The sequence below is a fragment of the Streptosporangium amethystogenes genome (assembly GCF_000721075.1).
GTDB lineage: Bacteria > Actinomycetota > Actinomycetes > Streptosporangiales > Streptosporangiaceae > Streptosporangium > Streptosporangium amethystogenes.
In genome coordinates this window covers 66,809-90,091 of record NZ_JOEQ01000029.1, presented here as the reverse complement: position 1 = coordinate 90,091, position 23,283 = coordinate 66,809, and the positions used below count along the sequence as shown (strand labels likewise).

Here is a 23,283-nt window from a genome sequence, read left to right as displayed (position 1 = left end):
TACCGGCCCCGCTAAGGCCGCGCCGCCGGCGGATCAGACGGGCCCTCCGCCGTGCTCGACGGAGCGTAGGCCGCGGCCCAGCGGCCGTTGACCTTGGCCAGCTCGACCTGTTCAAGCCCGGCCGGCCGCATCCGACCGGCGGCGACGAGCTCTTCGACCTTGACACAATTGATCTTTGACCATGAGCTACGGGGCCTGCGCGGTGAGAAGCGCTGGGCCCACCAGCCGTCCGGCACGTTTCTCGAGAAGGACTTGCCATCGATCCAGCCGTAGCACAGGGCGACCTCCAGGGCCTCGGCTCTGGTGACCGAGGGCACCGCCGTACCCTTCTTCGGCATGGCGACCCAGACCTCACGGGCGGTTCGGTGATTCGCCTCCAGCCAGGCGGCGAACTCGTCCGCCGAGGCGAAGCGCAGGTTGTCGTCCGTCATCGTCCCACCAGCTCTCCCGCTTCGACCAGGGCCGCCTGCCCGAAGGCAGGTGACCGTGACACTTCGATGACGCGCCCTAGCAGTCGCAGTTGCAGTTGCAGTTGCAGCAGTCGGAACAACCGGAGCAACAGTCGGAACAGCCCGAGCACCCGTCGCAGCACTGCCCGCAGGCGTCGCAACCGCCTGGGTCACAGCGCTCGCCGCATGATTTGTAGCGGTCCTCGTCCCACGGCGGCCGGTACAGTCCGCAGGTGCAGCAGGCCGCCGACAGGCACAGTAGCGACAGCAGCCCGCCGGGGTCCGGCTTCAGCCGCGGATCCCGTGGGGGCGCCTCGGGACTCTCCTGCTCGGCCTCGCCGAAGATCCGGCCGGTGGCCCGGCCGGTCTCCCTGACCAGCAACGCGTTGACCAGAGGGCGTCGTTCCAGGTCCAGCTCGGCCACCGCCAGGCGCAATCCGTGCACGGCGTCGTCGCAGTGCCGCCGCGCGAGGGCCAGGTCGGTCCCCGAGGCGACGAGCGGGTTGTAGGCCCCCTGGGCACGGTCACGGGCCAGGTCCTCGACGGCGTCCAGCAGGTGTGCCAGGCGGCCGAAGTAGCGCCCGGCCTCCTCCAGCGTCTCCCGGTTGTGCGGCTTGCCGGCCAGTACGGCGGTGTGCCCGAAGGCCGCGGCGACTGCTGCCTCGGTGGGGGCGGTGAGCTGGAGCAGACTCGGGTTCGGCAGGCGTTCCAGCCGGGTCTGCTCCTCGACCGCGACGAGCAGCGGGGCGGGATCGAACCCGAGGGCGGAGGCCGTACCCGATCCGGCGGCCGACCAGCGGGCGGCCACCCGCCCCGCGCCGGCCGCCACCAACCGGCGGGCGTAGACACCGTCGCCGTCCTCGACGTGGTCCTTGACCTTGCCTGCGGCCAGGATCAGTGAGACCGCGGCCGCCAGCCGTACCCCCTCGGCCTCGACGACGTCCGCGCCCTTGAACCCGCGCAGGGCGCAGGCCGCCGCGCGCCGGTGTGGCGAGGAGGCCGGTGCCTGCGCCTCGGTGAGTACGGACACCAGCAGACCGTCGTAGTTGGTCACCAACCGGGAGGCGTGCCCGTGTTCGTCCCTGAGGGCCAGGCAGAGCCCGCACAGGTGCGCCATCCACTCTTTAAACAGCCCACCGCACATCCCGTGCCGGCATGGGCGAACAATCCCAAACATAGGCCCCTTCCCTGAATGTCCATCATCCAGCCTGCCAGCCGCCACTTGTCACATACTTGCAGCGCGGCGGTTGCAGCGATCTCTCATCGAAATACCAGCGGGCCTTCGGACAATGATCTCGTTCACAAACCCGAAGGAACAAGATCATGAGAAGAGCACTGCCCTCCTGCTCACGGCGGCGACCGGGGTGGTCAATGGCCAAGGTTCCGAATGTTCGTGGGCTCGGCTTGTGTCTTGCGATGTCAGGCCTGGTCGTGGCGGGTTGCGGCGGAGCGGAAGACCCGGCCCCGGCCGCCTCGGGTGCCAGGCCCCCGGGTGCCTCGAACTCCCCGGTCACCGACGCCGGAGAGTCCAGCGGACTGCGCGAGACGATGAAAGCGTTGTCAGCTGACGGACCGGCCGCCGAATACCTGGAGTACGGAGAGATGACGCACTGGCGCGAGCTGGGCGTGGTCACCGCGAGCGGGCCGGAGAAGAAGGAGGGACGCTGGTTGCCAGCGATCGGCTTCGGCTTCGGCGCGCTCGGCAGCAGCGCACGACTGCTCCCCGAGAAGACCGGAATCGACGTCTTTGGAGCCGTCCGGGCCGTCTCCTTGGGTAACCCACCGAATACCGCGATCCGTATCGACGGCAAGCAGGACGCAGCGGCCATCCGTACCAAACTGACCGCCCTGGGGGCGAAGCCGCGCACGATCGGTGGACAGCAGGGGCTGACGCTGGCCGCCGACGGCGCGATCGACCCGGACAGCGTGCTGACCAGCGAGCTCGGCCTGCTCAACCGGCTCAACCAGGTGGTGGTGACCGATTCGGTGCTGGTCTCCGGAGCATCGGCCGATCCGGTGGCAAGCGCCCTGGGCGGCAGCCCCTCCCTGGCAGACGACCCCGATCACGCCGCGATCGCCGAGTGTCTGGGCGACGTGGTCGCCGCCGCGGTCACCGCACCGCCTGCACCGACGGCCGTGGCGCTGTACGGCGTGGGCCTGCGCCGCCCCGCGGCCACGACCGACCAGGCGGTCAACGTCGTGTGCGTGCTGCCGCGTGGGACCGGGGTGAAGGAGACCTTCACCGGGAAGTTCACCACGAAGGCCGTGACGCAGTCCGGCGCGCCGCTGTCCGACCTCGTCGAGGACATCGCGCACGACGAGGTCGGCTCCGGGAACGGTGCGATGCTGAGGGCCACACTGAAGATCAAGCAGGACGGGCCGGTGACCCTGGTGCTGAAGATGCTGTCCACGGGCGAGCTGCCCAGGCTGTTCGACCCGTCGGCTCTCCCCGATCCCTTGGATCTCGTGGACGGCTCCCTGAAGTCACCCTCCTGACCTGCTGATTTTCCGATTCGAGGTTCGGGGTCTGGAACGTCGGGCGGGCGCGGAGTGCCGCTCTTGATACTCATGAGGATGATTCGGCAGGGTGTTGGCATGGTCGAGAATGCTTCGGACTGTGTCGAGGTTCGTGTCACCACCAGCAGCCGTGAGGAGGCGGAGCGGATCTGTTCGGCGGTGGTGGGCCGACGGCTGGCCGCCGACTGCCAGATCATCGCTCCGATCGAGTCCGTCTACTGGTGGGAGGGCGAGATTCAGCGCTCCCAGGAGTTGCTCCTGCTGATGAAGACCACCGTGAAGCGGTTCGAGGACCTCGCCCGGCGGGTGCGGGAGCTGCACTCCTACCAGGTGCCGCAGATCGTCGCGGTCCCCCTGACGGTCGGCAACACCGACTACCTCGACTGGATCAGACGGGAGACGTCCCCGGCCTCAGGCGAATAGAGACGGTTCCCATGCCTCGCCGATGACGCCCACCTGAGTGAGGTCCTCTACAAGCTGCGCTCCTGGGTCATGGACATCACCAAAGCAGGTGATAGCGCTCGCCGAAGCAAGGATGCGGGGGGATGATCAGGGGTTTTCTGTTCTCTGGGTGATTCCGCACGCCGGTGGCATACGAAATCACCCAGATCAAGGAAAGCACCTTCCCTCGCTGCGCTTTTCACCACACACGACGCCGCTTGATTCAGATGTCGTACGCCACGTTCGTGGCAGTGACCCGTCTGCGGGAAGCCATACCCAAGGCGGCATCATGGAACGATCGGCATATGAACACGGTGCCGGTTGAGACACGTCGCACACACTTCCGTCGCCTCGGACTGCTTCTCACCACGGCAACCCTGGTCACTTCCTGCGGAACCCCGCCCCCGGCGAAACCCCTACCTCCGGCAAGCCTGGACCTCACGCCTTCTCCCTCGGTCAGCCGCACTTCCGCCTGTCCGAAATCGGGTGCCGTCATCACGACAGGGGAAATCGACGCTGCCATGGGACTTCGAGCGCTCAACATCGTGTTGACCAACTGTGGCACCCGCGCCTACAGGGTGAACGGCTATCCGACCATTCGTGTCCTCGACGGCGATGGAAAGCCACTGGACGTCAAAGTCAGCAGGGGCTCGTCATCCATCGCTCTGATTGATGATTTCGACGCCACCCCCAAACCGGCGACGTTGAAACCAGGCGAAAAGACAGTGGCGGGGCTGGTCTGGAGGAACACGGTGCTGGACTCTCCGGTAGCCCCGGTGAACGGCTCCTACCTGGAGATCACGCCGGCCCCAGGGGAGCGATCACAGATCGTGCCGCAGCACATCGACCTCGGCACCACCGGAAAACTGGGGGTGACCGCCTGGAAATAAGCTGCCGATCTCGCTGCCCCGTGCTTGATTGTCACCGGTCGTTTCCGGGACCGGCCGCCGGCACACGGCCGAGATCACGACTCTTCAGCCGGTAACTGTCCTGATGCCCCCAGAGCGGTCGATCATCGTTGCGGCGACAACGCCACCGCAGCCGAAGGGCTTGTGGCTGGTCACGATCCCCTCAGCCTCGTATGAGGAGCCGATTGCGACCAGCACTGCCCGTAGCAGTCATCGGCCAGCGGGCATTGTCATTCAGGGCCTACTCCGGAGTGGATGGGGACTTAACGTATACGCCCATGCCGTGCACGGTCTCTACGAGTCCCTCGTCCTTGAGGACCTGAACCGCCTCTCCAGTCTCGGTCTTTAGCCTCGTCAACAGTGCTCCTGACGGAAGCGGCACCGAGGGAACGGGCCGAAGAACGGCGTGGCAGGAGGACGAGCCCAGGCTCGAGCGATGACGAAAGGAAGATCATGACGTGGTCCGAGGCAGGAAAGGCGATTGCCGTCGCGCGGATCCGCAAGCGCCTACGGAACGGATCGACCAGCCTCCACCTGTCCAATCTCGGCCTGGAGGCATTGCCCGAGTTACTCGGCGACTTCACTCACCTGACCAAGCTCGACCTGAGTTACAACCGGCTGAGCGTCCTGCCCGAGTCATTGAGAAACCTCACCGCTCTGACCACGCTCAACCTGTCACACCTCCGCCTGGAGAGGTTTCCTGAGTGGCTGGGGGATCTCCCCGCTCTCGCCACACTCAGCCTGCGCGGTAACCAGACGGCCGTCCTGCCCGAGTCATTGAGGAATCTCCCCACACTGACCACGCTCGATCTGTCCTGGCGCGCAATGGAGGCGTTGCCTGAATGGCTGCGACAACCAGCTGGCCGCTTTACCGGAATCGTTGGGAAACCTCACCGCCCTCACCGAACTCGACCTGCGCCACAACCGGCTGACCGCCCTGCCCGAGTCACTGGGGAACCTCACCGCCCTCACCGAACTCGACCTGCGCCGCAACCAGCTAGCGGCCCTCCCCGAATGCCTGGGGGATCCGACAACCAGCTGGCCGCTTTACCGGAATCGTTGGGAAACCTCACCGCCCTCACCGAACTCGACCTGCGCCACAACCGGCTGACCGCCCTGCCCGAGTCGTTGGGAAACCTCACGGCCCTGCGCCGGCTCGATCTGCGCGACAACAAGCTGGCTGCTTTACCCGAGTCGCTGGTGCGTCTCACCGCCCTCACCAGACTCGACCTGGCCAACAACGAGCTGACCGCCCTACCCGAGTCGTTGGGGAACCTCGCCGGTCTGACCGAGCTCGACCTGGGAGGTAACCGACTGGCTGCGCTGCCGGAGTCATTGGGAGATCTCGGTGCCCTGCTCTGGTTCAACCTGGGTCGCAACCAGTTGACCGCCCTGCCCGAGTCATTAGGCGATCTCACCGCCCTGACCACACTCTGGTTGAGCGTCAATGAGCTGACCGCCCTGCCCGAGTCGTTGGGAAACCTCACGGCCCTGCTCTGGCTCAACCTGGGTTACAACCAGTTGACCGCTCTACCGGAGTCATTGCGAAATCTCACCGCCTTGAACGGACTCGACCTGAGCGGCAACCAGTTCACCGTCCTTCCCGAATGGCTAGGGAGCCTTCCCGCCCTCTCTAAGCTCGACCTGCGTGCTAACCGGCTGACCGGCCTGCCCGAATGGCAGGGGAGATTCACCGTCTGCACCAACTGAGAGTCCGACGACGGCTAACCGATCGCGGTCTCGCACGTTCCGCGTGCTCTAGCTGTAACGTCGCCGCTCGGAGCCATCGGCATCGACTCCGGGGAAACACTCCGCCCAGGTCAACACCTCCGGCCTCTGGCGATGCACTCGGTCAGATCCATTCAGCCCGGTTCGTGCCCGGCTCCGAGCGGACCTCATGCAAACTATCCGACCATCTGGATTTGCAATCTCAATATGTATTTGCGGGTTTCCGCGCCATACTCTTGCCCTGGTCATTACGTATAATGTCTATGCAGTTGAAAGGGCATCAAGATGAAAGCCCGCACCTGGTGGTGTCTGGCGGCGGCGACCGTCTTCCTGCCGACCATGTTCGCCTCCAACTGCGGATGGGTCAGCGAATCCACCGGCCACTGCGGGCAAGACATGTTCGACCGAAGCGGTATAGGCCTACCACATCTTGCTATGATCCTGAACGTCAAGATCATATGGCTGCTAAAGATGCTTTTTACGGTGGACGCCTTCATATTGGTGTTCGCGATTCTGCCGATCCTGGTCGGTCTGGCGGCAGCGGTGAGAAATCACTGGAGTGGGCGGATCAGTCTTCTGATAGCCGGAATAATCGCAACCCTGGGGACGGTCAACGTTTTGTGTACGGCTCTCTCCAACTGGGTTTTCGCATCCGGCGAGATCTCCGTCATCTTCGGCGAACGTGACGACCCTCTCACCCAGGGCCCGTGGTCCCCACCTTCTTCCGTCTGGCTGGGCCTCGCCTACCTTCTCGGCGCCATTCTCCTGGTCATCGCGTTCAGACATGGACGGTCGGAGCCCCCACCGGCAGGAGAACTAAAGGACAAACCAGCCTCAGAGCCATCAAGTGCGACAAACGAGGCACCCAACATGTCATCCCGCTGACATCGTGATCGATCGCTCGGCGGACTCCTCGCGCCTCAGGGGCAGGTCGGCCACCATGATCGACGACGCCCACCGCGACGCTCTGGAAACTCTCCTAGAACAACCGTGGACGCCCCGGCGCTGCCATGTTTCCCACCGCCGAACCTCCTCCAGCGGTTCGTGCTCGGCGGGACAGCCTTGATCCGGCTCTTCCGGCGGCGGTCACGAACCGACGAGGGTCAACGGCGCCTACCGCCTCCGCCGAACAGGTCACCGATGAAGTCGCCGATTCGGCGTAGAACACTGCGCTCCCGGCCGGAGTCGGAGGTCTTGCCCTGGCTCTGCCAGCGATACTGACCGCGTCGGCCCTCATCGCTCTCACACCTGCGGCGGTCGACGAGCCGGTGGGTGCCGTCAGCCTGACGCGAGCTCGTGTCCACGCACCGAGCGGTCGACCGGTTGTCGCCACCGGCTAGGGGCTTGTTCAAAAAGGTGACCCCCACCAGGGCGATCAGGACAACGATCACGGCTGTGACGAGTATCGCGGGGATCCGGCGGCAGCCTTGCGGCTCCTCATGTGGCGGATCATCCGTGGGGTCGGAAAGCCTTCTGGGCACATACGACTCGTGCTCCGAATCGGTCATGTCTCTTCCTGTCACGCGGACGCGGATCGGGGACCGCACGGCCAACGACAGTCCTTCCAGCACCTGTGACATCCAGCCTGAGGCCGACGGCTTGCAGCCCACTTGGACATCGATGCAGAAGCGGGATGGGCACTCGACGGCCGGTGAAGGTGCCGAACAGCCGCGGGGTGAACCCGTCCGGCTTCGGGAGGTGACGCGATCGCTGAAGGTTCCACGCTGCGGGGACCTGCGGTCATGCCCCACGCCATCGATGATTCGATACAGATCGTTCCGCGTATGTCCCGCATCGGTCTCGTCTGTACGATCCCGGATGTGAGCGCCGTATGAAGTATGTCGACCTCGATGCGACGATGACTCTGCCCGGCGGTGTCATCGACGGCGTCATCGACCCGACCGAGTACCTGAAGCGGCTTCCCGAACTCGCCGACGCGCTGCCGGCAGGTGCTCGGGCGTTCGCGGCCGATCCCCACCACTACGACTTCCATGGTCCGCGGTGCGTGAAAGACCTCGTCCTGGAGCGGATCTCGTTCGGCGAGGTCGACGAGGAGACCTCTGTGGAGATCGCCTTCAAGCACAGCTGCTGGAAGCACGAAGAGGACCTGCTCATCCGCTACGAGGGCGTTTCGAGCTTCACACTCGACATAGCCGTGCCGTCCCAGGGCGGGCCGCGCAGCGTGGTGATCCTTGACGAGATCCTTCCGCGTCCTGATGGGTGCAGCCATGAGATCGCATTCCGGCCCGGAACCGTCATGGTGCTCTGCCGGGATCTGGTCGCCACGTGGGTGGAGTCCGATTGTGCTGAGAAGTCTCCCGGCGGCTGAGGATATGTACCTGGCGGATCCACGGGCCGACGGTTTTCAAGATCTACTCCGTTGACGGCGAGCCGGCCGCTCTCCCTCAGCCGGAAGATCTCACTGTTGCCCCACCGGGCTCCTGGGGGGTGACGTTCCGCCTGTCGGGCTCAGCGAGGGCCTTGCGAGAGCGCGAGCTTCCGGAGGAAGACGGCATTGGACGATGACGTGCGCAGACCGTCGAGCACCCCGGTGAGCGCCGGCTCACGATCCAGGCCTGCGAGCACCTGCCGGAGCTTCCAGATGATCTCTCGCTCGTCGTCGGCGAGGAGCAGTTCCTCCCGCCGTGTACTGGAGGATGCCACGTCCACCGCGGGGAACAGACGCTGCTGGGCGAGAGTCCGGTCAAGCCGCAGTTCCATGTTGCCAGTGCTCTTGAACTCCTCGAAGAGGTAGTCGTCCATCCGCGAGCCTGTCTCGACGAGCGCGGTCGCCAGAATGGAGAGCGAGCCGCCCTCCTCGATCGCGCGGGCCGCGCCGAAGAGCCGTTTCGGCTGGTGGATGGCGTACGCGTCGATTCCACCCGTCAGCGTCTTGCCGCCTTTCGGGGCGATGACGTTGTACGCCCTGCCGAGCCGGGTCAGGGAGTCCAGGAGGACGACGACGTTCCTGCCTTGCTCGACGAGCCGTTTGGCCCGCTCGATCGCGAGTTCGGCGAGCACCGTATGGTCGCGTTCGGGCTGGTCGAACGTCGAGGCGATCACCTCTCCGCGCACCTGCCGGCGGAAGTCGGTGACCTCCTCGGGGCGCTCGCCCACGAGCACCACCATGAGGTGGACCGTGGGATGGTTCGCCGCGATGGCGTCGGCGATCGCCTTGAGTGCCATGGTCTTCCCGGCCTTCGGTGGCGCGGCGATCAGGCCGCGCTGTCCCAGACCGACCGGGGTGATGAGGTCGATCAGGCGGGTGATCGGCGATGCCGTCTCCAGTAGCAGGCGTCGGTGGGGGTGGACGGGCGTCATGTCGGCGAAGTGCGGCCGTGCCACGCCCGGTTCCGCGCCGTCGATCGACAGCACCTCGACCGGCTTGCCGGATGGCTTCAGTGCCGCTGTGATCAGATCGCCCGGACGCAGGTCGAGCGCCTTCACCTGTGCGGCGGGCAGGCAGAGGTCGTCCTCGCCGGGGAGGTAACCGCCCGTCCTGAGGTAGGTCCTCCCGTCGCGGACGTCGAGCAAACCGGTCATCTCCCGTTCTTTGGCGGGCGGGCGGGTGCTGTTCCGAGCCATCGGAACGGTGGTCGTGGCACTCCTTTGCGAAGGCCTGTCGGTGGTGATGGTCATGGGCGTGTCCTTAAGAGCGGAGATGTGCACCGGTTCGGCCCGATGGCGGGCATGGTGCGATGAAGTCCCGGCAGACGGCGCGCGATGCATGCGCACAGAGAAGGCGTGTGCTGACGCCGAACGGGAAGTGACACCCGCAGCGGCGGGCGAAAACGGAATACCGGCGCTCAGCGGCGGTGAGAGAAGGGCTCTGAATCGAAGAGGGGATCAGATTGACCACATCGATGAGCCGATTTCACGATAACACCATCCCGGGGTCCGAACGCAACCCCGGATCCGGCTCCGTGGCCAACCGCGCCGTTAGGGTTGCCCGTTGATCAAAGGAGCGAAGATCGTGTATGGCATCGACTGAGTTTCGTATCGGCGGGGAGTTGAGGGTACGGCGGCTCGGGTTCGGGGCCATGAAGTTGCCAACCGAGCCGGGCCCCGCCCGTGAGACCTCCCTCGCGGTCGCCCGGCGGGCCGTCGACCTGGGCGTCACGCTGATCGACACCGCCCATCTGTACGGCGGAGGAGCCAACGAGGAACTCCTCGCCGGGGCTCTGCACCCCTACCCGGACGGCCTGCTCATCACCACCAAGGTCGGCGTCGCACGAACGGGCCCCGCGGGCGAGTGGAAGCTCGACGGGCGGCCGGACATCCTGCGCGACCAGGTCGACCAGGCCCTGCGCCGACTCCGCGTCGAACGCATCGAGCTGCTCCAACTGCACCGTATCGACCCGGAGACGCCCCTCTCCGACCAGCTCGGCACACTGCGGGACCTCCAGACCGAAGGCAAGCTCGGCCGGATCGGACTGTCCGAGGTCACCGTCGCCGAACTCGACCAGGCACAGGAGATCATCGACGTCGCGAGCGTGCAGAACCGCTACAACATCCTGGACCGCGAACACGAGCCCGTGCTCGCGGCCTGCGAGGCGGCAGGGATCGCGTTCCTCCCATGGCGGCCTGTCGCGGCAGGAGCGTCGGGGGCGAAGACCGAGATCGCCGCCGTGGCGGCCGAACTCGGCGCCACCCCCACGCAAGTCGCGCTCGCCTGGCTCCTCGGCCACTCGTCGGTCATTCTGCCGATCCCGGGCACCGCCCGGATGGACCACCTGGAGGAGAACCTCGCTGCGGTTCGGCTCCACCTGCCCCAGGCCCACCGCGACCGCCTGGACCGGCTGCCCGATCCGGCATAGGGCGCTGCCTTCGCCTGCGGGCGCCCGGTCGGCGGCGTTCGGCCGAGACCCGCTCAACGATCAACGGCGTCTCGTCTGGACATAAGCCCTGTTCAGGAACCACTTCGGGTGCTCGACGGAGGGCCGGGAACGGAATCCCGGACCGTCGGTCGCCCCTGACCAGGTGCGAGGATCAGCCGTCGCCAGACGATCGTCAGGCTCGGCATACACCTGCGAACGTACCGGTACGTGGTGAAGGTGCAGCAGTAGGCGTTCTCCCAGGACGAGCGGGCCATCCGGTCGCTGCAGGGCGTGCTGGGGCCGAATCTGCGCGGAGTGGGTGTCGTTCGACACGGTCACGCTCTTGAAGAGCCGGTCGGCCAGCGGTGTCGAACGTGATGCCGGGGTGAAGAAGCTGATCCGCGGCCGCTGACGCTGTTCTGACCCGCCTCAGCGGCCGTGGAGGAAGTGACGGGCCGGGACGAACAGCTCGTGCCCGCTCGTGAAGCGTATCCGTACCCCTGCGTCCGTCCACTCGGTCCCGGCGATCTCCTTTCCGGGGTCGATGAGAGACGTGTGGATGGTCACCCCGTGGCCGTATCCGAATCCGGGGTCACGGCCGACCACCACGAGGTGCGACGGTTCCCCGAGCAGTGGGGCTTTGCGGAGCAGACCCAGGTGGTGCACCGAGTCGTCCTCGTACGTCACGGTGGCGGGCTGCTCGCTCCGGTACACGACCTCGGTTCTGGGCCACTGACCGACGACCGTGATAGCGACACCGGCGACGAGCCCAGCCAAAAGCAGGGCGAAGGTCTTGAACATGCCCATCATGATCTACCACTTGGCCTGAGCTCGTGCGGCGGCGGCACACCGCGCTCGGCCACGCGGACCGACAGAGCGGGGATGACGGCGTCGTCCAGGAACAGGGCGGCGGACGGCAGGCCCGCCGCCCCGGTGGTGGCCTGTATTTTTCGTGATTCCAGCGACAGGAGGCCGGACCGGGAGCGGGCGGCCGGCACGGCCTGCCTGTTCCTCCTGATCCGCTGGGGCACGCCGGGTGCCGCTGTGGAGCGACGTCCCGCCCAGCCTGATGACGGCGCTGGGCTCAGAACGTGATGAATCCGTACAGCGCGAGATGGTTCGACTTCGTACTGTTCACCGTGTGATCGATGCTCGACGGCTGCACGGCGCCCTTGACGAACAGATAGTCGATCTTTCGGGAGCCGGAGGTCGCTTTGGCGCCATAACCGGTCATGCCGAAGCCGCTGAGCGTCGTGGGGGCGATCTTCACACGATTCGCGTCGATCCCGATCACGCGGATCGTCGAGGCGTTCATCAGGCTCGCGGCGTCCGCGCCGACATGGATGCCGGAGTTCGCGATCCCGGTGGAGCCCGCGCCCGCGCAGGCATTGGCTCCGTTCTGCTCCGGGAGGTGCATGGTCGCGGCGAAGACCGTCGTCCCCGTTTCCTTGATCCTGAACCTCGCCGCGATGGCGCTCGTACGCTTCCACTTGTACGCGTTGGTGGCGCCGTTGTCGTTGTTCGGCGGCTTGTACAGCGTGCACCCGGACCCGCCCGCGTACGATGTTCCGGGCTTCAGCCAGCCCGCGCTCCAGTATTTCGCGAGGTCGCCCGCGGCCAGGCTCAGCGTCCTGGTGTTGTAGACGATCCCGTTGGTCTGTTTCTTCTTCAGGTCACCGGTCGCCTGCTGGCTGCAGTTGTGCGAGCTGCCCCACGGCTCGGGGTCGTTCCAGGCCACGATCGCCTTGTAGGTGCCGGCCGGATATCCGAACTTGGCCGAGAGTTGGTCGGCGTAGGCCGTGGCCTGCCCGGTGCCGCGTACCTGTTGCACGATCAGCAGGTCGGGGGCCTGTACACCTGAGGTGCCCGTCCGGCCGTTGTCGTCGACCAGCATCGACGTCAGGTGGTCCGTGCCCGAAATGCGGGTGCACGAGCCGTCGGCGTTGTTCCGCACCAGGTTCTCGATGTTGTTGTTGTAGACCCGCAAGACTCGATCCGCCGCTGCGGTGGGCGTTTCGCGCGCCTGCGCGATGGAGGGGGTGGTCGCGGTGAGCGCTGCGGCTGCCACGAGGACCAATGCGCCGCGCGATCGATAATGGAGGGACATTCCCGCAGAGTAGCGATTACCTATGGGCGGGGGTCCCTCAAGGACGCCGTACCGGAACCGCGCCCAGAGGCTGGGCCGGCGGTCAGCGATTGATCGGCGGTGGCTGGTCAGCAGCCGCCGCAGGCGGTGCGCCGTGGCCTCGGTGATGTATTCGGCGAGCGGTCCAGACCATATACGACACGTTTTATTTACTCGGAGTAATGGTATGCATACTCTCGGTAGATCACTGAGGTCATCGAGAGGATCATCGTGAAGCGAATCGCCCTCGTCCCCGTCATCTCCGCCGCCATGGTCGCGGTCATGGGCAGTGCCGCCTACGCCTCGCAGTATGTGGCCTACGAAGGGCCGGGCTTCACCGGCCGGTCGGTGGTCATCGACCGGTGCGGCCCGTCCAACATCCCCTTCCACGGGTCGTACAAGTGGTACGGCGACGGCCAGAGCGGCCGGATGTACAACCAGCCCAACACGCAGGGGGTGACGCACTTCGAGCTGCCGTCCAACCGCAACGCGGAGCAGAGGACGCCCGTCGGCTGGAAGAGCATCTTCATCGTGTGCTGACACCAGGGAGGCGGACGGGCCGGCGCCCGTCCGTCTCCCGGTCACGCGCTCACCGAGAGGACGTTTGGCCTTCTCTTGTGAGATAAACGATCAGCGGCGAATCACCTGGTCAGACGCCGTTTTCGATGCTCAGCGGAGAACGTGGGATTCGAACCCACGAGACCGGCCACCCGGCCCGGCGGTTTTAAGGAGGGCTACGTTCTGAGTCTTGCTCCTCATCGAGGATGGCCGTCTTTCGTGTCTTGAGGTCTACTCCGTTGGTCGGCAACTCGACTTCGCCGAGGACCTGCGGCAGGGGGAGCAGCATGTGGTCGGCCTGGCGGCCGTGCCAGGCGAGGATCCGGGTATCGCTCGCGAGCGGGACGCTGCCGGGCGACATCCGGATCCCGGTCAAGCGACTGGAGAGCCACCACCTCGGTCATCACCGTACGATCCGATGCAGCGATGCCGCCCGGTCGGCCGGTCCCGCTGATGAGGTTCATGCGGGTTCTTCCAGTTTGCAGGCGATGCTTTCCAGGGCGGAGAGGTCCGCGGGTGAGAGCCGGTCGATGACGTGGCGGCGGACCGACTCCAGGTGGGTGGGGGCGGCGTCCCCGAGCGTTCCCAGGCCGCGTTCGGTGAGGACGAGGTAGCAGCCTCGGCCGTCGTCCGGATCGGGCTCGCGCCGTACGAGACCTCGGGCCTCCATACGGGTGGCGTGCCGGGACAGGCGGCTGCGTGACCAGCCCATCTTGGCGGCCTGCTCGCGCAGCGTGCTGGTGTGGCCGGGACGCTCGGAGAGTGTGCTGAGCACTTCGTAGTCGGGCTCGGACAGGCCGATCGCGGCCAGGTCATGCGCGGTGCGTGACTGGACCGCGATCATCATGCGGCGCAGGGCGCGCCAGGCTCGTTCCTCGTCCGCGTCGAGCCAGCGCACCGTAACGGAGGGCCGTTTCGTTGACATGTAAACAAGCTATCAGTTACGTTCGTTTCCATGTCAACGAAAACTGCGCGTGTCCTCGTCCTGATGTGCAGCACCCGTCCCGGCGCCCGCGGCCCGGCGGTGGGAGAGTGGCTGATCGAGACAGTCGCGCCACGCGCCGCGGAACTCGGCGTGGAACTCGTGCCGGTGGCCCTTGGTGACCTCGGCCTGCCGTTCCTCGACGAGGAGGACCCGCCGGCATCCGGTGTCTACCGGCACGAGCACACCAAGCGGTGGAGCACGATGGTGGACGCGGCGGACGGCTTCATCGCGGTCACCCCCGAGTACAACTACGGCATGCCGGCGACCTTCAAGAACGCCCTCGACTACCTGGGTCGCGAATGGGCGTGGAAGCCGATGGGGTTCGTCAGTTACGGCAACACCTCGGCGGGCACCCGGTCGGTCCAGCACGCCAAGCAGGTGGTGACCACGCTGCGACTGGTGCCGCTGGGCGCCACGGTCGCCCTGCGCATCGGCGACACGATGGAGAACGGGCGACTCCGCCCGGATGCCGACCGCGACGCGACCGCCACCGGGGTCCTGGACGAACTCGTCCGGGTCGCCCATGCCCTCCGCCCGATGCGCGAGCAGAGCCGGTCTCGGCCGGGGCCGCTGCCGGGGTCGTATGTGAGAGCGCTGACCCCCGACGACGCCCCGGAGGTCCTGGTGCTCCAGCGCTGCTGCTGGCTGGAGGAGGCGCTGGCCAACGACACCCTGGCCATCCCCGCTCTGGGGGAGTCGCTGGAACAGGTACGCGAATGGCTGACCACCTGGCACACCACAGGCCTGTGGCGGGATGGCCGGCTCCTGGGCATGGTGCGGGCGCGCAACGTGGACGGTGACTGGCAGGTGGGCCGACTCTGCGTCGTCCCCGATCTGCGAGGCCAGGGCGTGGGGCGCTGGCTGCTGCGCGGGGCCGAAGCCGCGACCGAGGCCGGCTGCCGCCGCATCGTGCTGTTCACCGGCGCCGAGAGTCAACGCAACATCCGCCTCTACCACGCCCAGGGCTACCGGACGGAGTCGTTCGACGGCGCGACTGCCTTCCTCACCAAGCCAGTGGCTGCTTGAATCACTCTGCTTGTATCTCCGAGTTCGGCCACACCAACCGGCGTTGGTCGCCTTCTCGTCGCCGGGGAAATCTTACAGTTCGGATGCTTGCGTAAGCGGCGACCCCTCGTCACCGGCCGAAGACAGGCGCTCGGCGAGCACACCTTTATGGGTCTTTTGGTTCCGGAATTGAACCGCGTATGCTGCGGAACATGCCGAGATTTCACCAGTTACTGTTCAGATACCGGGCACCTGCCCATCCTCCCCTCGACCTTGGCGCGAGTATTTGGGAGGGTGCCATGGTTAAGGTATCGCATACGTGGGTGATAGCTGGCAGCGGCCGTGATTTTGTGGTAAACGGCCTGGGCATAGCGGACCTGGCGAACGACATGGGGATGACCGTGCTGGAGACGGAGAATGGACCTCTGGATACCTTTCAAATCGGTTCGGAGGTCTATCACCGCCTCTCCAGGGAGGATCAGCGGGAAACCGGAAAGAAGTGGAAACTGGTCGACAGTGCCTACCCCCATTGGAGGCATGGCCTTCGCAAGGCTATTACGGCGGTTCAGCAGGTTGCGCGGGTGAGAGCCTTCGCGATGGAAAGGCTAGACGGGGAAAACCTTCGTCGCTACACCCTTGTAGTGCGTCTGTCCGGGAACGAGAAGGATCTGGTGCTTGCCGATTTCTACCGATATCTCCATTTTTTCGGGGTCAGCCAGGTGATTTATGACATCTGGCTCACCGAGGACAATCGTATACGGCGCATCCGTTCGTACTCCGTTACGTACCGGAGTTGGCGTGAACCTGGGAAAGTCGCCTCGTTCACGAGCGAATATTGGGACTTCGGCATCCCGGCCGCCCTCACTCCGCCGTCACCGGACGACATCATGCCCGGCCCATAAAGGGCTGATCCTAACGAGATTTGACGGTAGGTCGAGTGCGTCGCGATACCATTCTCAGCATGCCGCGAGCTGGTGACCTACAGACGAGAAATCCATTCTTGACCTAAGCCTTCTACCGTGGAATGGATGATACGGGGGCCAAACCCGCGCTGTTAGCTTGGGAAGTCTCTATCACGATTGGTCGCTGACCTGCGGGGGAGCGGAGCGAGTTACCGTGATTCCCCGTGAGTCCCCCTTGATCACTCTCCTGACGGGCACGCAACGGGTACGCGAGGGCATGGGAGCGTCTGCACCTTCGCCGCCCTGATGTGCGGTGGGCCAGGGTTGAGGAACGAAACTCCGGACCGTCGATCGCCCCCAGCCCCGTCCGAAGAGCAACCATCTCAGGCGATCGTAAGGGTGGTACTGGATACAACGTTGATCCCGTCTGCCCTCGACCCGCCTGAAGGGGAAGCAGACCATAGAGTTGACCCGCACTACAGAGGTTGAAATGTTGAGGGTCCCGCGGCGTGATTGCGTGACTGCGACCGAGCTGGTGAGTCTGCCCGTGGGATGCGATATCCAGATGATGGTGGTCTGACCCCGGAGACGCGCGCCAAGCGGGAACGGGTCCGCTTGCAGGCCTGTCCCGACCTGCTTGATGCCTTCGTGGCTCACACATATTCCGCGCGCCCCCCATCTGATCTATGGTGATCGTCGTCAATTGGAGGTCACCCGTGAACAGGCTCGGCCGACGAGGCTTCGTGTTCGTATCTCTCATGATGGGCGCGGTTGTTTCGCAACCGATCAACACCGCCGCAGCCTATCGAGAGTCCTCTACAGTACATGTCGAGGTATCAACGAGAATCGCGAAGCCGCCTGCCCCGACTCTCCCGAAAAAGCTGTCGGAGCCGATCCGGTATGCCTACTCGCCCTGTGGTGACTTCGGGAAGACGTGTGGCGTGTGGCACGTGGTTACCACCTCCGGTAAGCAGTGGACAGTCCGTGACGCGCTACCGGACGAAGACCTGGGCAAGATCGCTGTGTCACCGGATGGCGTCCGGCTCGCTTACGTGCTCGCCAAGAGCGAACGCCTCGTGATCCGCGACCTTAAGCGAGGGACGGTCCGTGTCGTTCCAACCCCGAAGAGTTGGGAAGGGTCGGAGATGTCTTTCGGGTTCTCCCGCAACAGTCGGTGGTTGGCAGTCGACTCGATAGGCGGCCACCCCAAGTCGCGTGCCATCCGATATGACGTGAAAACCGCCAAGGTTCTCACTCTCCCACGGGCGTGTTGTGTCATCGGCATCTCTGATGTAGGCACGACCTTCGTGGCCGTTCACAAGGACTCCGCCAAGACAACGGAGGCGAGCGCTGTGCGTCCGGGGAGGACGTCAAAGGTCTGTTTTCCGATTCTCCCCTACCTGATGCTGTCGAAGACTCACGTCTCTCCCGACGGCCACCTGCTTGCATTCGATGGCGAGAAGTATGGCGTGCCATCCCGCACCGTTGGCACCTTGGATGCGAAGACCGGCCAGATCGTTAGCCGTGTCACCCCCGATATCGACGGTCTACGGGAGATCGAAAGCTTTGTCTACTGGTACGACACCAGCAGGGTGCTCATTCATATCGAGACAAAGAGGTATGAACCCCAGCTCTACTTGGTCGATGTCCATACCGGCCGTGCGGAGCGAGTGTTGTTGCCCGAGGAGGCGTTCGATCTCCACTCCGTGATCGTGAGCTCACATGTCGAGGTCGCCGAGTGAGGCTCCGGCGACGAGAGCGAAACAAGGTCGGTCAAGCTTGGCATCAGTACTGCTTCGGTCGCTCCCGTGCCGGATCGGACAGGGGATGGAGCTCCGGCTTATCGCCTGGTTGGCTGCAGTCTCATTCAATCGGGTGAGAGTGAGCTCTGCGGGCGCGTCATTCACAGAGACTTGTCGGCGCTTGTGGGTGGAGGCTGACGATGTACTTCCTCTGAGAAGGCACCTTCCCTCAGCAGGTCTCACCCCTGGCGGCCCGGCCGTACGACCTGCGGCACGCGGCGGTGTCCCTCTGGCTGAATGCCGGGGTGGCGGCTCCCGACGTGGCCGAGCGGGCGGGACACGGGGTTGATGTACGGCTCCGGGTCTACGCCAAGTGCATCGACGGGGGTACGGAGATCGCCAACCGGCGGATCGAGGATGCATTAGCGGCGTGAGCGGAGACACGAAGGGACCCCAAGCAGTACTGGGGTCCCTTCTGCGGCCCTGTTCGGTGTCGGCAGGGCTCAAGCCACTCGGCGACTCATGATGAGGTCCGCGATGATACGAACCGGCAAGCACAACGTCTGACCATGTGTCCGAAACAGGGCATCACGGGAGCTGAAATACCCCAGATCGGACAGGACGTGGCCGGACAGATCGCAAGATGAGCAGGTCACGCCGTCCCAGTCCACGGCGGTATGGGCCACCGCGTCGAAGAGCGTCTCACCACCGGTATTGGTGAACCCGCCTCCCTTCTGCAACGTACTCAGATCACCGTAGAGCTCGGAGACGGTCACCCACTGGTCGCCGAGCAGGAACTCCGGCCAGGCGAGCACTATCTGATGCGGGATCAACGCCCGCAGCCGGGGAAATCGCGGATGCCAGAAACGCCCGTCCACCAGTAGTCCTCTGACCCGGCTGGCGATTCCACCGGCCCGCCCCACCGCTTCCAGAACCGCCAGCCGCTGGCTGCATGATCCGCGTTCCAAGAGAAGCGTCCTGGAGACCGGCTGCGTGTCGTTCATGGCATACACCGGACGCACCCGTGTGGCGATAAGCCGGTGAGCGGTGACCAGAAGACCCCGGTCCGTCCCGGTGTTCTCATGCCGGGCTTCGCTCGCCAACCTCAATACCCGAGGATGCTTCCAGTCCAGGATGGGCGTCGCTGCCAGCTCGCTCTCACCCGTTCCCTGGTGGACGGCAGCAACGCGACGACACCGTAAGGGCGAGAGGACCGGCTCCATTTCGTGATCGTATATGTGGCTCACGATGCATCAAGTGGAGCCTGCGAAGTGTGCCGGCTTCCTCCGCCGTTCGCCACTTCACTGCTTTGCACAGCTTGCAGGTACAGGCCGTGGCCAGGTTGGCAGGGTGCGCCCAGACGTGAGCCTGATTCCGGGGTTGGCGGTGTTCGCTGAACAGGACATCGAGGGCAGCCACCTGGGGAAACGCGACCAACATCATTCCGCGTATATTCCGCGAACACCGACTCAGGGCCGCTCAGAGCGGCATACGGCTGCACACCCTGGAAACGATCAACGGCGCCTGGTCCGAGGGAAGTCCCTGGTCAGACGCCGTTTGTGATGCTCAGCGGAGAGCGTGGGATTCGAACCCACGAGACCGGTCACCCGGCCTAGCGGTTTTCAAGACCGCCGCCATCGTCCACTAGGCGAGCTCTCCTGGTGACACGTCCCAAGAACGTGTCAGATTGCACACTAGTCTCTCATTGGCCCGGGCGTGCCCGAGACCCGGCAGGCGCTGAACAACAAAGCGGAACATCAGCCTGCCGGGGGGGCGGGTCAGGGTTGGGGGCCGGCGAAACCGTCGCCGACCGAGGCGGCCAGGCGGAGGTAGGACTCGCGGGTGGCGGGCTGGAGCCTCTCCAGGTCGATCTCCGCGCCCTCCTCCAGATGCGTGTCGTAGGGGACCCGGATGACCGCGCGGCAGCGGGCCGCGAAGTGGGCTTCCAGGCGGTCGAGATCGACGGTCGACTTCGACCTCGGGCGGACGCTGCACAGCACCACGGTGGCGGAGCGGACCAGTTCCTCGTAGTGGTGGGCCTCCAGCCAGTCCAGGGTCGCCGAGGCGGCGCGGGCGCCGTCCACGGAGGGGGAGCTGACCAGGACGAGCTGGTCGGCCAGGCCGAGCACGCCGGACATCGCCGAGTGGAGCAGGCCGGTGCCGCAGTCGGTGATGCAGATCGAGTAGAAGTTCTCCAGGACCTGGGCGACCGACTGGTAGTCGGACGCGCTGAAGGCCTCGGACACCGACGGGTCACGGTCGGAGGCGAGGATCTCCAGGCGCGAGGGGGCCTGCGAGGTGAAGGCCCTGATGTCGACGTACCTCTTGATCTGCTGGCGTTCGTTGAGCAGGTCGCGAACCGTCGCGGAGGTTTCGAGCTCGACCTTGTCCGACAGGGTGCCCCGGTCGGGGTTGGCGTCGACCGCGATGACCCGGTCTCCGCGTACCTGGGCGAGGGTGGCGCCGAGGCCGACCGTGGTGGTGGTCTTGCCTACGCCACCCTTGAGGCTGAGCACGGCGACGCGGTGGTGGCCGGTCGCCACCGGGGTGCGTGCACGGCCGACCAGCTCGCGACGGCGGCGGACCTCGGGGGACTCGCCCGGCTTGATCAGTCCTGCGGACGCCTTGTAGACCAGCTTCCGCCAGCCCCCGGCGGGCGCGTTACGACGTCCACGAAGCAGCGACTCCGGATCCAGGCTGTCGGCCGACGGCCGGGGGACCGTGCCCGGAGGGTGCTGCCTGGCCGGCGTGCCGAAGGCGGCCGCCGGAGCCGTCTGACGACGGCGTGCCTGGTACGGCTCCCGCACCGGTTCGGCCGTGTCTCTGCCGGGTGCGAAGGGGTTCTCCCGTTCCATCCGCTCCTGGGCCGAGGCGGCCTCCCATCCTGAGGCGGCACCACGTTCCTGGGGCGACCCGCTCTCCCTGCCGGACGCGAAGAAGTTCTCCCGTTCCATGCGCTCCTGACCGGAGGAGGAATCCGAGAAGGCGGAGTAAGCGGAAGGGGAGGAACGTTCCGATGACGGTGACGCGGCCGGCTCCGGCCTGTCGGTGCCGAAGGACTCGGGGGCCTGGAACGGCTCGGGCTCGCGGGAGGGCGGCGAGGCTGGGGCCGGAGCGGGTCCGAAGCGCTCGGTCGACTCCTTAGCCGCCGATGTCGCCGCCGATGTCGCCGCCGGTGTCGCCGCGGTTTCGCCACCGGTGGGGAACCTGTCGGTTTCCACGGAACCGAAGGTGAAGCGGTCGGCGGCGGGAGCGGACAGATCACCGCCGGTCTCGGCCGCCGGCCGGTCGGTCCCGGTGCTCTCCACGGAGAAGTCTCCGCTGCCGAAGGAGAAGGCCGTGCCGCCCGGGGCGGACTGCGCGCGGTCCTGACCGCTGCCGAAGCCACCGCCGAACGAGAACCGGCCGGGGTCGGTGCCGCCGAACTCGTCGCTGCCGAAGGTGAACCGCTGGGTGTCCGAGGAGGCCGGCGTGGCCGGCTCAGGGTCGGCGGTCCCGGCGGACGAGGTGGACGAAGGGGCGGGCTCGGAGGACTCCGCCTGGCGCTGGGGTTGCTCGAACAGGCCGCGGGCCGGCTCGTGCGCGGGCGCCGCGAACGGGGTGCGGATGTGCGGCTCGGTGAAGTCCCCCGGAGTGCTGTCGCCGGGCTCCTGGCGCGGCAGGGGCTTGAGCGGCGCGAGAAAGCCGTCGTTGTCCTGCTTGCCGGATGTCGGGGCGGGCACGGTGAAGGAGCTCACCGTGTCGGAGGCCTCCATCCAATCGGCCGCGTCGGCGTCCTCGACCGGCGGTTCGGCCGCCGGCGAGCTCGGGGCCGGGTGGGCCGAGTCGACGGCCGCGCGGAACAGCGGCGAGGACGCCGTGTCGGGCTCGGCCGGGACCAGACTCCAGGGGTCCTTCGGGTACGGCGAGACGACGGTGTCGTCCACCGTGGTGGCCTTCACCGCCAGGGCCGGCGCCTCCTCCTGCTCTTTGATGGCGTCAAGCCACGCGAGCTGTTCCTCGAGAGATTCCTCACGATCGTGTCTTGCCACCGTGTTCCCCCTCGGGATGGGCATAAAAGGGCAGCAAACACATAGCAGGTTAACGCCCTGTGTTCCTGTCAACGCGAGCAACCACCAAGTTGGCTTGGCGGATACCTTTGCTCACATGCGCGCCATCGTGATCGATAAACCAGGCGGACCGGAAGTTCTGACGTGGCGGGAGGTTCCCGACCCGTTGCCTGATCGCGGCGAAATCATCATCGATGTGGCGGCCTCCGCGGTCAACAGGGCCGACGCGCTGCAGCGGCAGGGTTTCTACAATCCGCCCGCCGGCGCCTCTCCCTACCCGGGACTCGAGTGTTCCGGCACGGTCGCCGAGGTGGGGCCGGACGTCGTGGGATTCGCGCCGGGTGACCGGGTGTGCGCGCTGCTCAGCGGCGGCGGGTACGCGGAGAAGGTCGCCGTGCCCTGGCAGCAGGTCATGCGGGTGCCCGACGGCGTCGACCTCGTCGAGGCGGCCGGGCTGCCCGAGGTGGCCTGCACCGTCTGGTCCAACGTCTTCATGACCGCGCGCCTGCGGAAGGGCGAGACCCTTCTCGTACACGGCGGCGCCAGCGGAATCGGCACGATGGCCATCCAGCTGGCGAAGGCGTTCGGCTCGCGGGTGGTCGTCACCGCCGGGTCGCCCGAGAAGATCGCCCGCTGTCTGGAGCTGGGCGCCGACGAGGGGATCGACTACCGGCGGGAGGACTTCTCGGAGAAGGTCAAGGCCGATGTGATCCTCGACATCATGGGGGGCAAGTACCTGCCGGGGAACGTCAGGGCTCTGCGGACCGGCGGGCGGCTGGTCGTGATCGGCCTGCAGGGCGGCGCGAAGGGCGAGTTGGACCTGGGAGCCCTGCTGGCGAAGCGGGCCTCGGTGCACGGCACCACCCTGCGCGCCCGGCCCGTCGACGAGAAGGGGGTCATCGTCCGCGGAGTCGTGGAGAACGTCTGGCCCCTGGTCGACGCCGGGGCGATCCGGCCCGTGGTGCACGCCCGGGTGCCGCTGAGCGACGCGGCCCAGGCTCACCGGATCCTGGAGTCCGGAGAACACACCGGGAAAATCCTGCTAGTAGGTTGAAGC

At 66.0% G+C, this 23,283-nt stretch carries 23 protein-coding genes, 1 tRNA gene and 2 pseudogenes; 15 read left to right on the top strand and 11 right to left on the bottom strand.

The genetic code is table 11. The features are described 5' to 3' along the window. Nucleotides 1–11 precede the first annotated feature (11 nt). Together IG98_RS0132535 and IG98_RS0132530 are read right to left on the bottom strand one after the other, a co-directional pair. Entirely contained in the window at nt 12–431 is a 420-nt protein-coding gene (locus tag IG98_RS0132535; protein WP_051753250.1) for a YdeI/OmpD-associated family protein, read from the bottom strand. Between the two features lie 76 nt (nt 432–507). Further along, on the bottom strand, nt 508–1,626 hold the full coding sequence (locus IG98_RS0132530; RefSeq protein WP_030921002.1) for a DUF5685 family protein: 1,119 nt from the start codon (nt 1,624–1,626) through the stop codon (nt 508–510). 239 nt (nt 1,627–1,865) lie between these two features. Here IG98_RS0132530 and IG98_RS0132525 point away from each other — a divergent pair, with 239 nt between their 5' ends. The 7 genes and pseudogenes from IG98_RS0132525 to IG98_RS51055 all read left to right on the top strand — a co-directional run bounded on the left by IG98_RS0132525 (nt 1,866) and on the right by IG98_RS51055 (nt 6,928). Next, on the top strand, nt 1,866–2,945 hold the full coding sequence (locus IG98_RS0132525) for a hypothetical protein (protein WP_030921000.1): 1,080 nt from the start codon (nt 1,866–1,868) through the stop codon (nt 2,943–2,945). Between the two features lie 99 nt (nt 2,946–3,044). Then, nucleotides 3,045–3,389 (top strand): divalent-cation tolerance protein CutA, encoded by a 345-nt coding sequence (cutA, locus tag IG98_RS0132520; RefSeq protein WP_030920997.1) that lies wholly within the window; start codon nt 3,045–3,047, stop codon nt 3,387–3,389. Between the two features lie 164 nt (nt 3,390–3,553). Further along, entirely contained in the window at nt 3,554–4,297 is a 744-nt protein-coding gene (locus IG98_RS48185; protein ID WP_211264206.1) for a DUF4232 domain-containing protein, read from the top strand. Nucleotides 4,298–4,768: 471 nt separating this feature from the next. Next, nucleotides 4,769–4,960 (top strand): annotated as a pseudogene (locus IG98_RS54950) (hypothetical protein); the annotation flags it as partial. 163 nt (nt 4,961–5,123) lie between these two features. After that, nucleotides 5,124–5,426, top strand: a complete 303-nt coding sequence (locus IG98_RS53710; protein WP_084195810.1) for a leucine-rich repeat domain-containing protein — start codon at nt 5,124–5,126, stop codon at nt 5,424–5,426. After that, on the top strand, nt 5,375–6,025 hold the full coding sequence (locus tag IG98_RS53705) for a leucine-rich repeat domain-containing protein (RefSeq protein WP_051753248.1): 651 nt from the start codon (nt 5,375–5,377) through the stop codon (nt 6,023–6,025). The genes IG98_RS53710 and IG98_RS53705 overlap by 52 nt, the downstream gene beginning before the upstream one ends. A 303-nt stretch (nt 6,026–6,328) precedes the next feature. Further along, nucleotides 6,329–6,928, top strand: coding sequence for a hypothetical protein (locus tag IG98_RS51055; RefSeq protein WP_157594640.1), 600 nt, complete (start codon nt 6,329–6,331; stop codon nt 6,926–6,928). A 218-nt stretch (nt 6,929–7,146) separates the two neighbouring features. Here IG98_RS51055 and IG98_RS0132490 read toward each other — a convergent pair whose 3' ends face one another. Next, complete coding sequence (locus IG98_RS0132490) at nt 7,147–7,551, bottom strand: hypothetical protein (RefSeq protein WP_030920989.1); 405 nt, start codon at nt 7,549–7,551, stop codon at nt 7,147–7,149. Nucleotides 7,552–7,874: 323 nt separating this feature from the next. Between IG98_RS0132490 and IG98_RS0132485 the strand changes: the two genes are divergently transcribed. After that, nucleotides 7,875–8,372, top strand: a complete 498-nt coding sequence (locus IG98_RS0132485) for a hypothetical protein (protein WP_030920986.1) — start codon at nt 7,875–7,877, stop codon at nt 8,370–8,372. A 140-nt stretch (nt 8,373–8,512) separates the two neighbouring features. Here the strand turns inward: IG98_RS0132485 and rho are convergent, their stop codons facing one another. Next, a complete protein-coding gene (gene rho / locus IG98_RS0132480; RefSeq protein WP_245651817.1) occupies nt 8,513–9,586 on the bottom strand; it encodes a transcription termination factor Rho in 1,074 nt (357 codons plus the stop codon). Nucleotides 9,587–10,020: 434 nt separating this feature from the next. On the opposite strand from rho, the gene IG98_RS0132475 reads away from it, so the two are divergent. After that, nucleotides 10,021–10,860 (top strand): aldo/keto reductase, encoded by an 840-nt coding sequence (locus IG98_RS0132475; RefSeq protein WP_030920979.1) that lies wholly within the window; start codon nt 10,021–10,023, stop codon nt 10,858–10,860. A gap of 429 nt (nt 10,861–11,289) precedes the next feature. Here the strand turns inward: IG98_RS0132475 and IG98_RS0132465 are convergent, their stop codons facing one another. Genes IG98_RS0132465 through IG98_RS0132455 form a run of 3 tightly spaced genes read right to left on the bottom strand, consistent with a single transcriptional unit; the run spans nt 11,290 to nt 12,928 of the window. After that, a complete protein-coding gene (locus IG98_RS0132465; RefSeq protein WP_051753247.1) occupies nt 11,290–11,661 on the bottom strand; it encodes a hypothetical protein in 372 nt (123 codons plus the stop codon). Between the two features lie 5 nt (nt 11,662–11,666). After that, nucleotides 11,667–11,891, bottom strand: coding sequence for a hypothetical protein (locus tag IG98_RS0132460; RefSeq protein ID WP_157594638.1), 225 nt, complete (start codon nt 11,889–11,891; stop codon nt 11,667–11,669). Between the two features lie 53 nt (nt 11,892–11,944). Continuing rightward, nucleotides 11,945–12,928: a hypothetical protein gene (locus IG98_RS0132455; RefSeq protein ID WP_245651816.1), complete on the bottom strand. Its 984-nt coding sequence runs from the start codon at nt 12,926–12,928 to the stop codon at nt 11,945–11,947. Nucleotides 12,929–13,216: 288 nt separating this feature from the next. Between IG98_RS0132455 and IG98_RS0132445 the strand changes: the two genes are divergently transcribed. After that, complete coding sequence (locus IG98_RS0132445; protein WP_157594637.1) at nt 13,217–13,525, top strand: MiAMP1 family antimicrobial peptide; 309 nt, start codon at nt 13,217–13,219, stop codon at nt 13,523–13,525. 478 nt (nt 13,526–14,003) lie between these two features. Here the strand turns inward: IG98_RS0132445 and IG98_RS0132435 are convergent, their stop codons facing one another. Next, entirely contained in the window at nt 14,004–14,468 is a 465-nt protein-coding gene (locus IG98_RS0132435) for a MarR family winged helix-turn-helix transcriptional regulator (protein WP_030920963.1), read from the bottom strand. Nucleotides 14,469–14,498: 30 nt separating this feature from the next. Between IG98_RS0132435 and IG98_RS0132430 the strand changes: the two genes are divergently transcribed. The 4 genes and pseudogenes from IG98_RS0132430 to IG98_RS49305 all read left to right on the top strand — a co-directional run. After that, nucleotides 14,499–15,554 (top strand): bifunctional NAD(P)H-dependent oxidoreductase/GNAT family N-acetyltransferase, encoded by a 1,056-nt coding sequence (locus tag IG98_RS0132430; protein WP_084195807.1) that lies wholly within the window; start codon nt 14,499–14,501, stop codon nt 15,552–15,554. Nucleotides 15,555–15,832: 278 nt separating this feature from the next. Beyond that, nucleotides 15,833–16,435 carry a hypothetical protein gene (locus IG98_RS0132425; RefSeq protein ID WP_157594636.1) on the top strand — a complete coding sequence of 201 codons (603 nt, stop codon included), beginning with the start codon at nt 15,833–15,835 and terminating at the stop codon, nt 16,433–16,435. A 716-nt stretch (nt 16,436–17,151) separates the two neighbouring features. Further along, complete coding sequence (locus tag IG98_RS0132420; RefSeq protein WP_157594635.1) at nt 17,152–18,177, top strand: WD40 repeat domain-containing protein; 1,026 nt, start codon at nt 17,152–17,154, stop codon at nt 18,175–18,177. 230 nt (nt 18,178–18,407) lie between these two features. Continuing rightward, a pseudogene (locus IG98_RS49305) lies at nt 18,408–18,611 on the top strand (tyrosine-type recombinase/integrase); the annotation flags it as partial. Nucleotides 18,612–18,680: 69 nt separating this feature from the next. Here the strand turns inward: IG98_RS49305 and IG98_RS0132410 are convergent. The 3 genes from IG98_RS0132410 to IG98_RS53700 all read right to left on the bottom strand — a co-directional run bounded on the left by IG98_RS0132410 (nt 18,681) and on the right by IG98_RS53700 (nt 22,208). Further along, nucleotides 18,681–19,400: a transglutaminase domain-containing protein gene (locus IG98_RS0132410; protein ID WP_051753254.1), complete on the bottom strand. Its 720-nt coding sequence runs from the start codon at nt 19,398–19,400 to the stop codon at nt 18,681–18,683. 347 nt (nt 19,401–19,747) lie between these two features. Then, nucleotides 19,748–19,836: transfer RNA gene (locus tag IG98_RS0132405), tRNA-Ser, on the bottom strand. Between the two features lie 119 nt (nt 19,837–19,955). Continuing rightward, complete coding sequence (locus IG98_RS53700) at nt 19,956–22,208, bottom strand: nucleotide-binding protein (protein ID WP_245651815.1); 2,253 nt, start codon at nt 22,206–22,208, stop codon at nt 19,956–19,958. A gap of 115 nt (nt 22,209–22,323) precedes the next feature. Between IG98_RS53700 and IG98_RS0132395 the strand changes: the two genes are divergently transcribed. Next, complete coding sequence (locus IG98_RS0132395; RefSeq protein ID WP_030920957.1) at nt 22,324–23,280, top strand: NAD(P)H-quinone oxidoreductase; 957 nt, start codon at nt 22,324–22,326, stop codon at nt 23,278–23,280. The last annotated feature ends 3 nt before the right edge of the window (nt 23,281–23,283 follow it).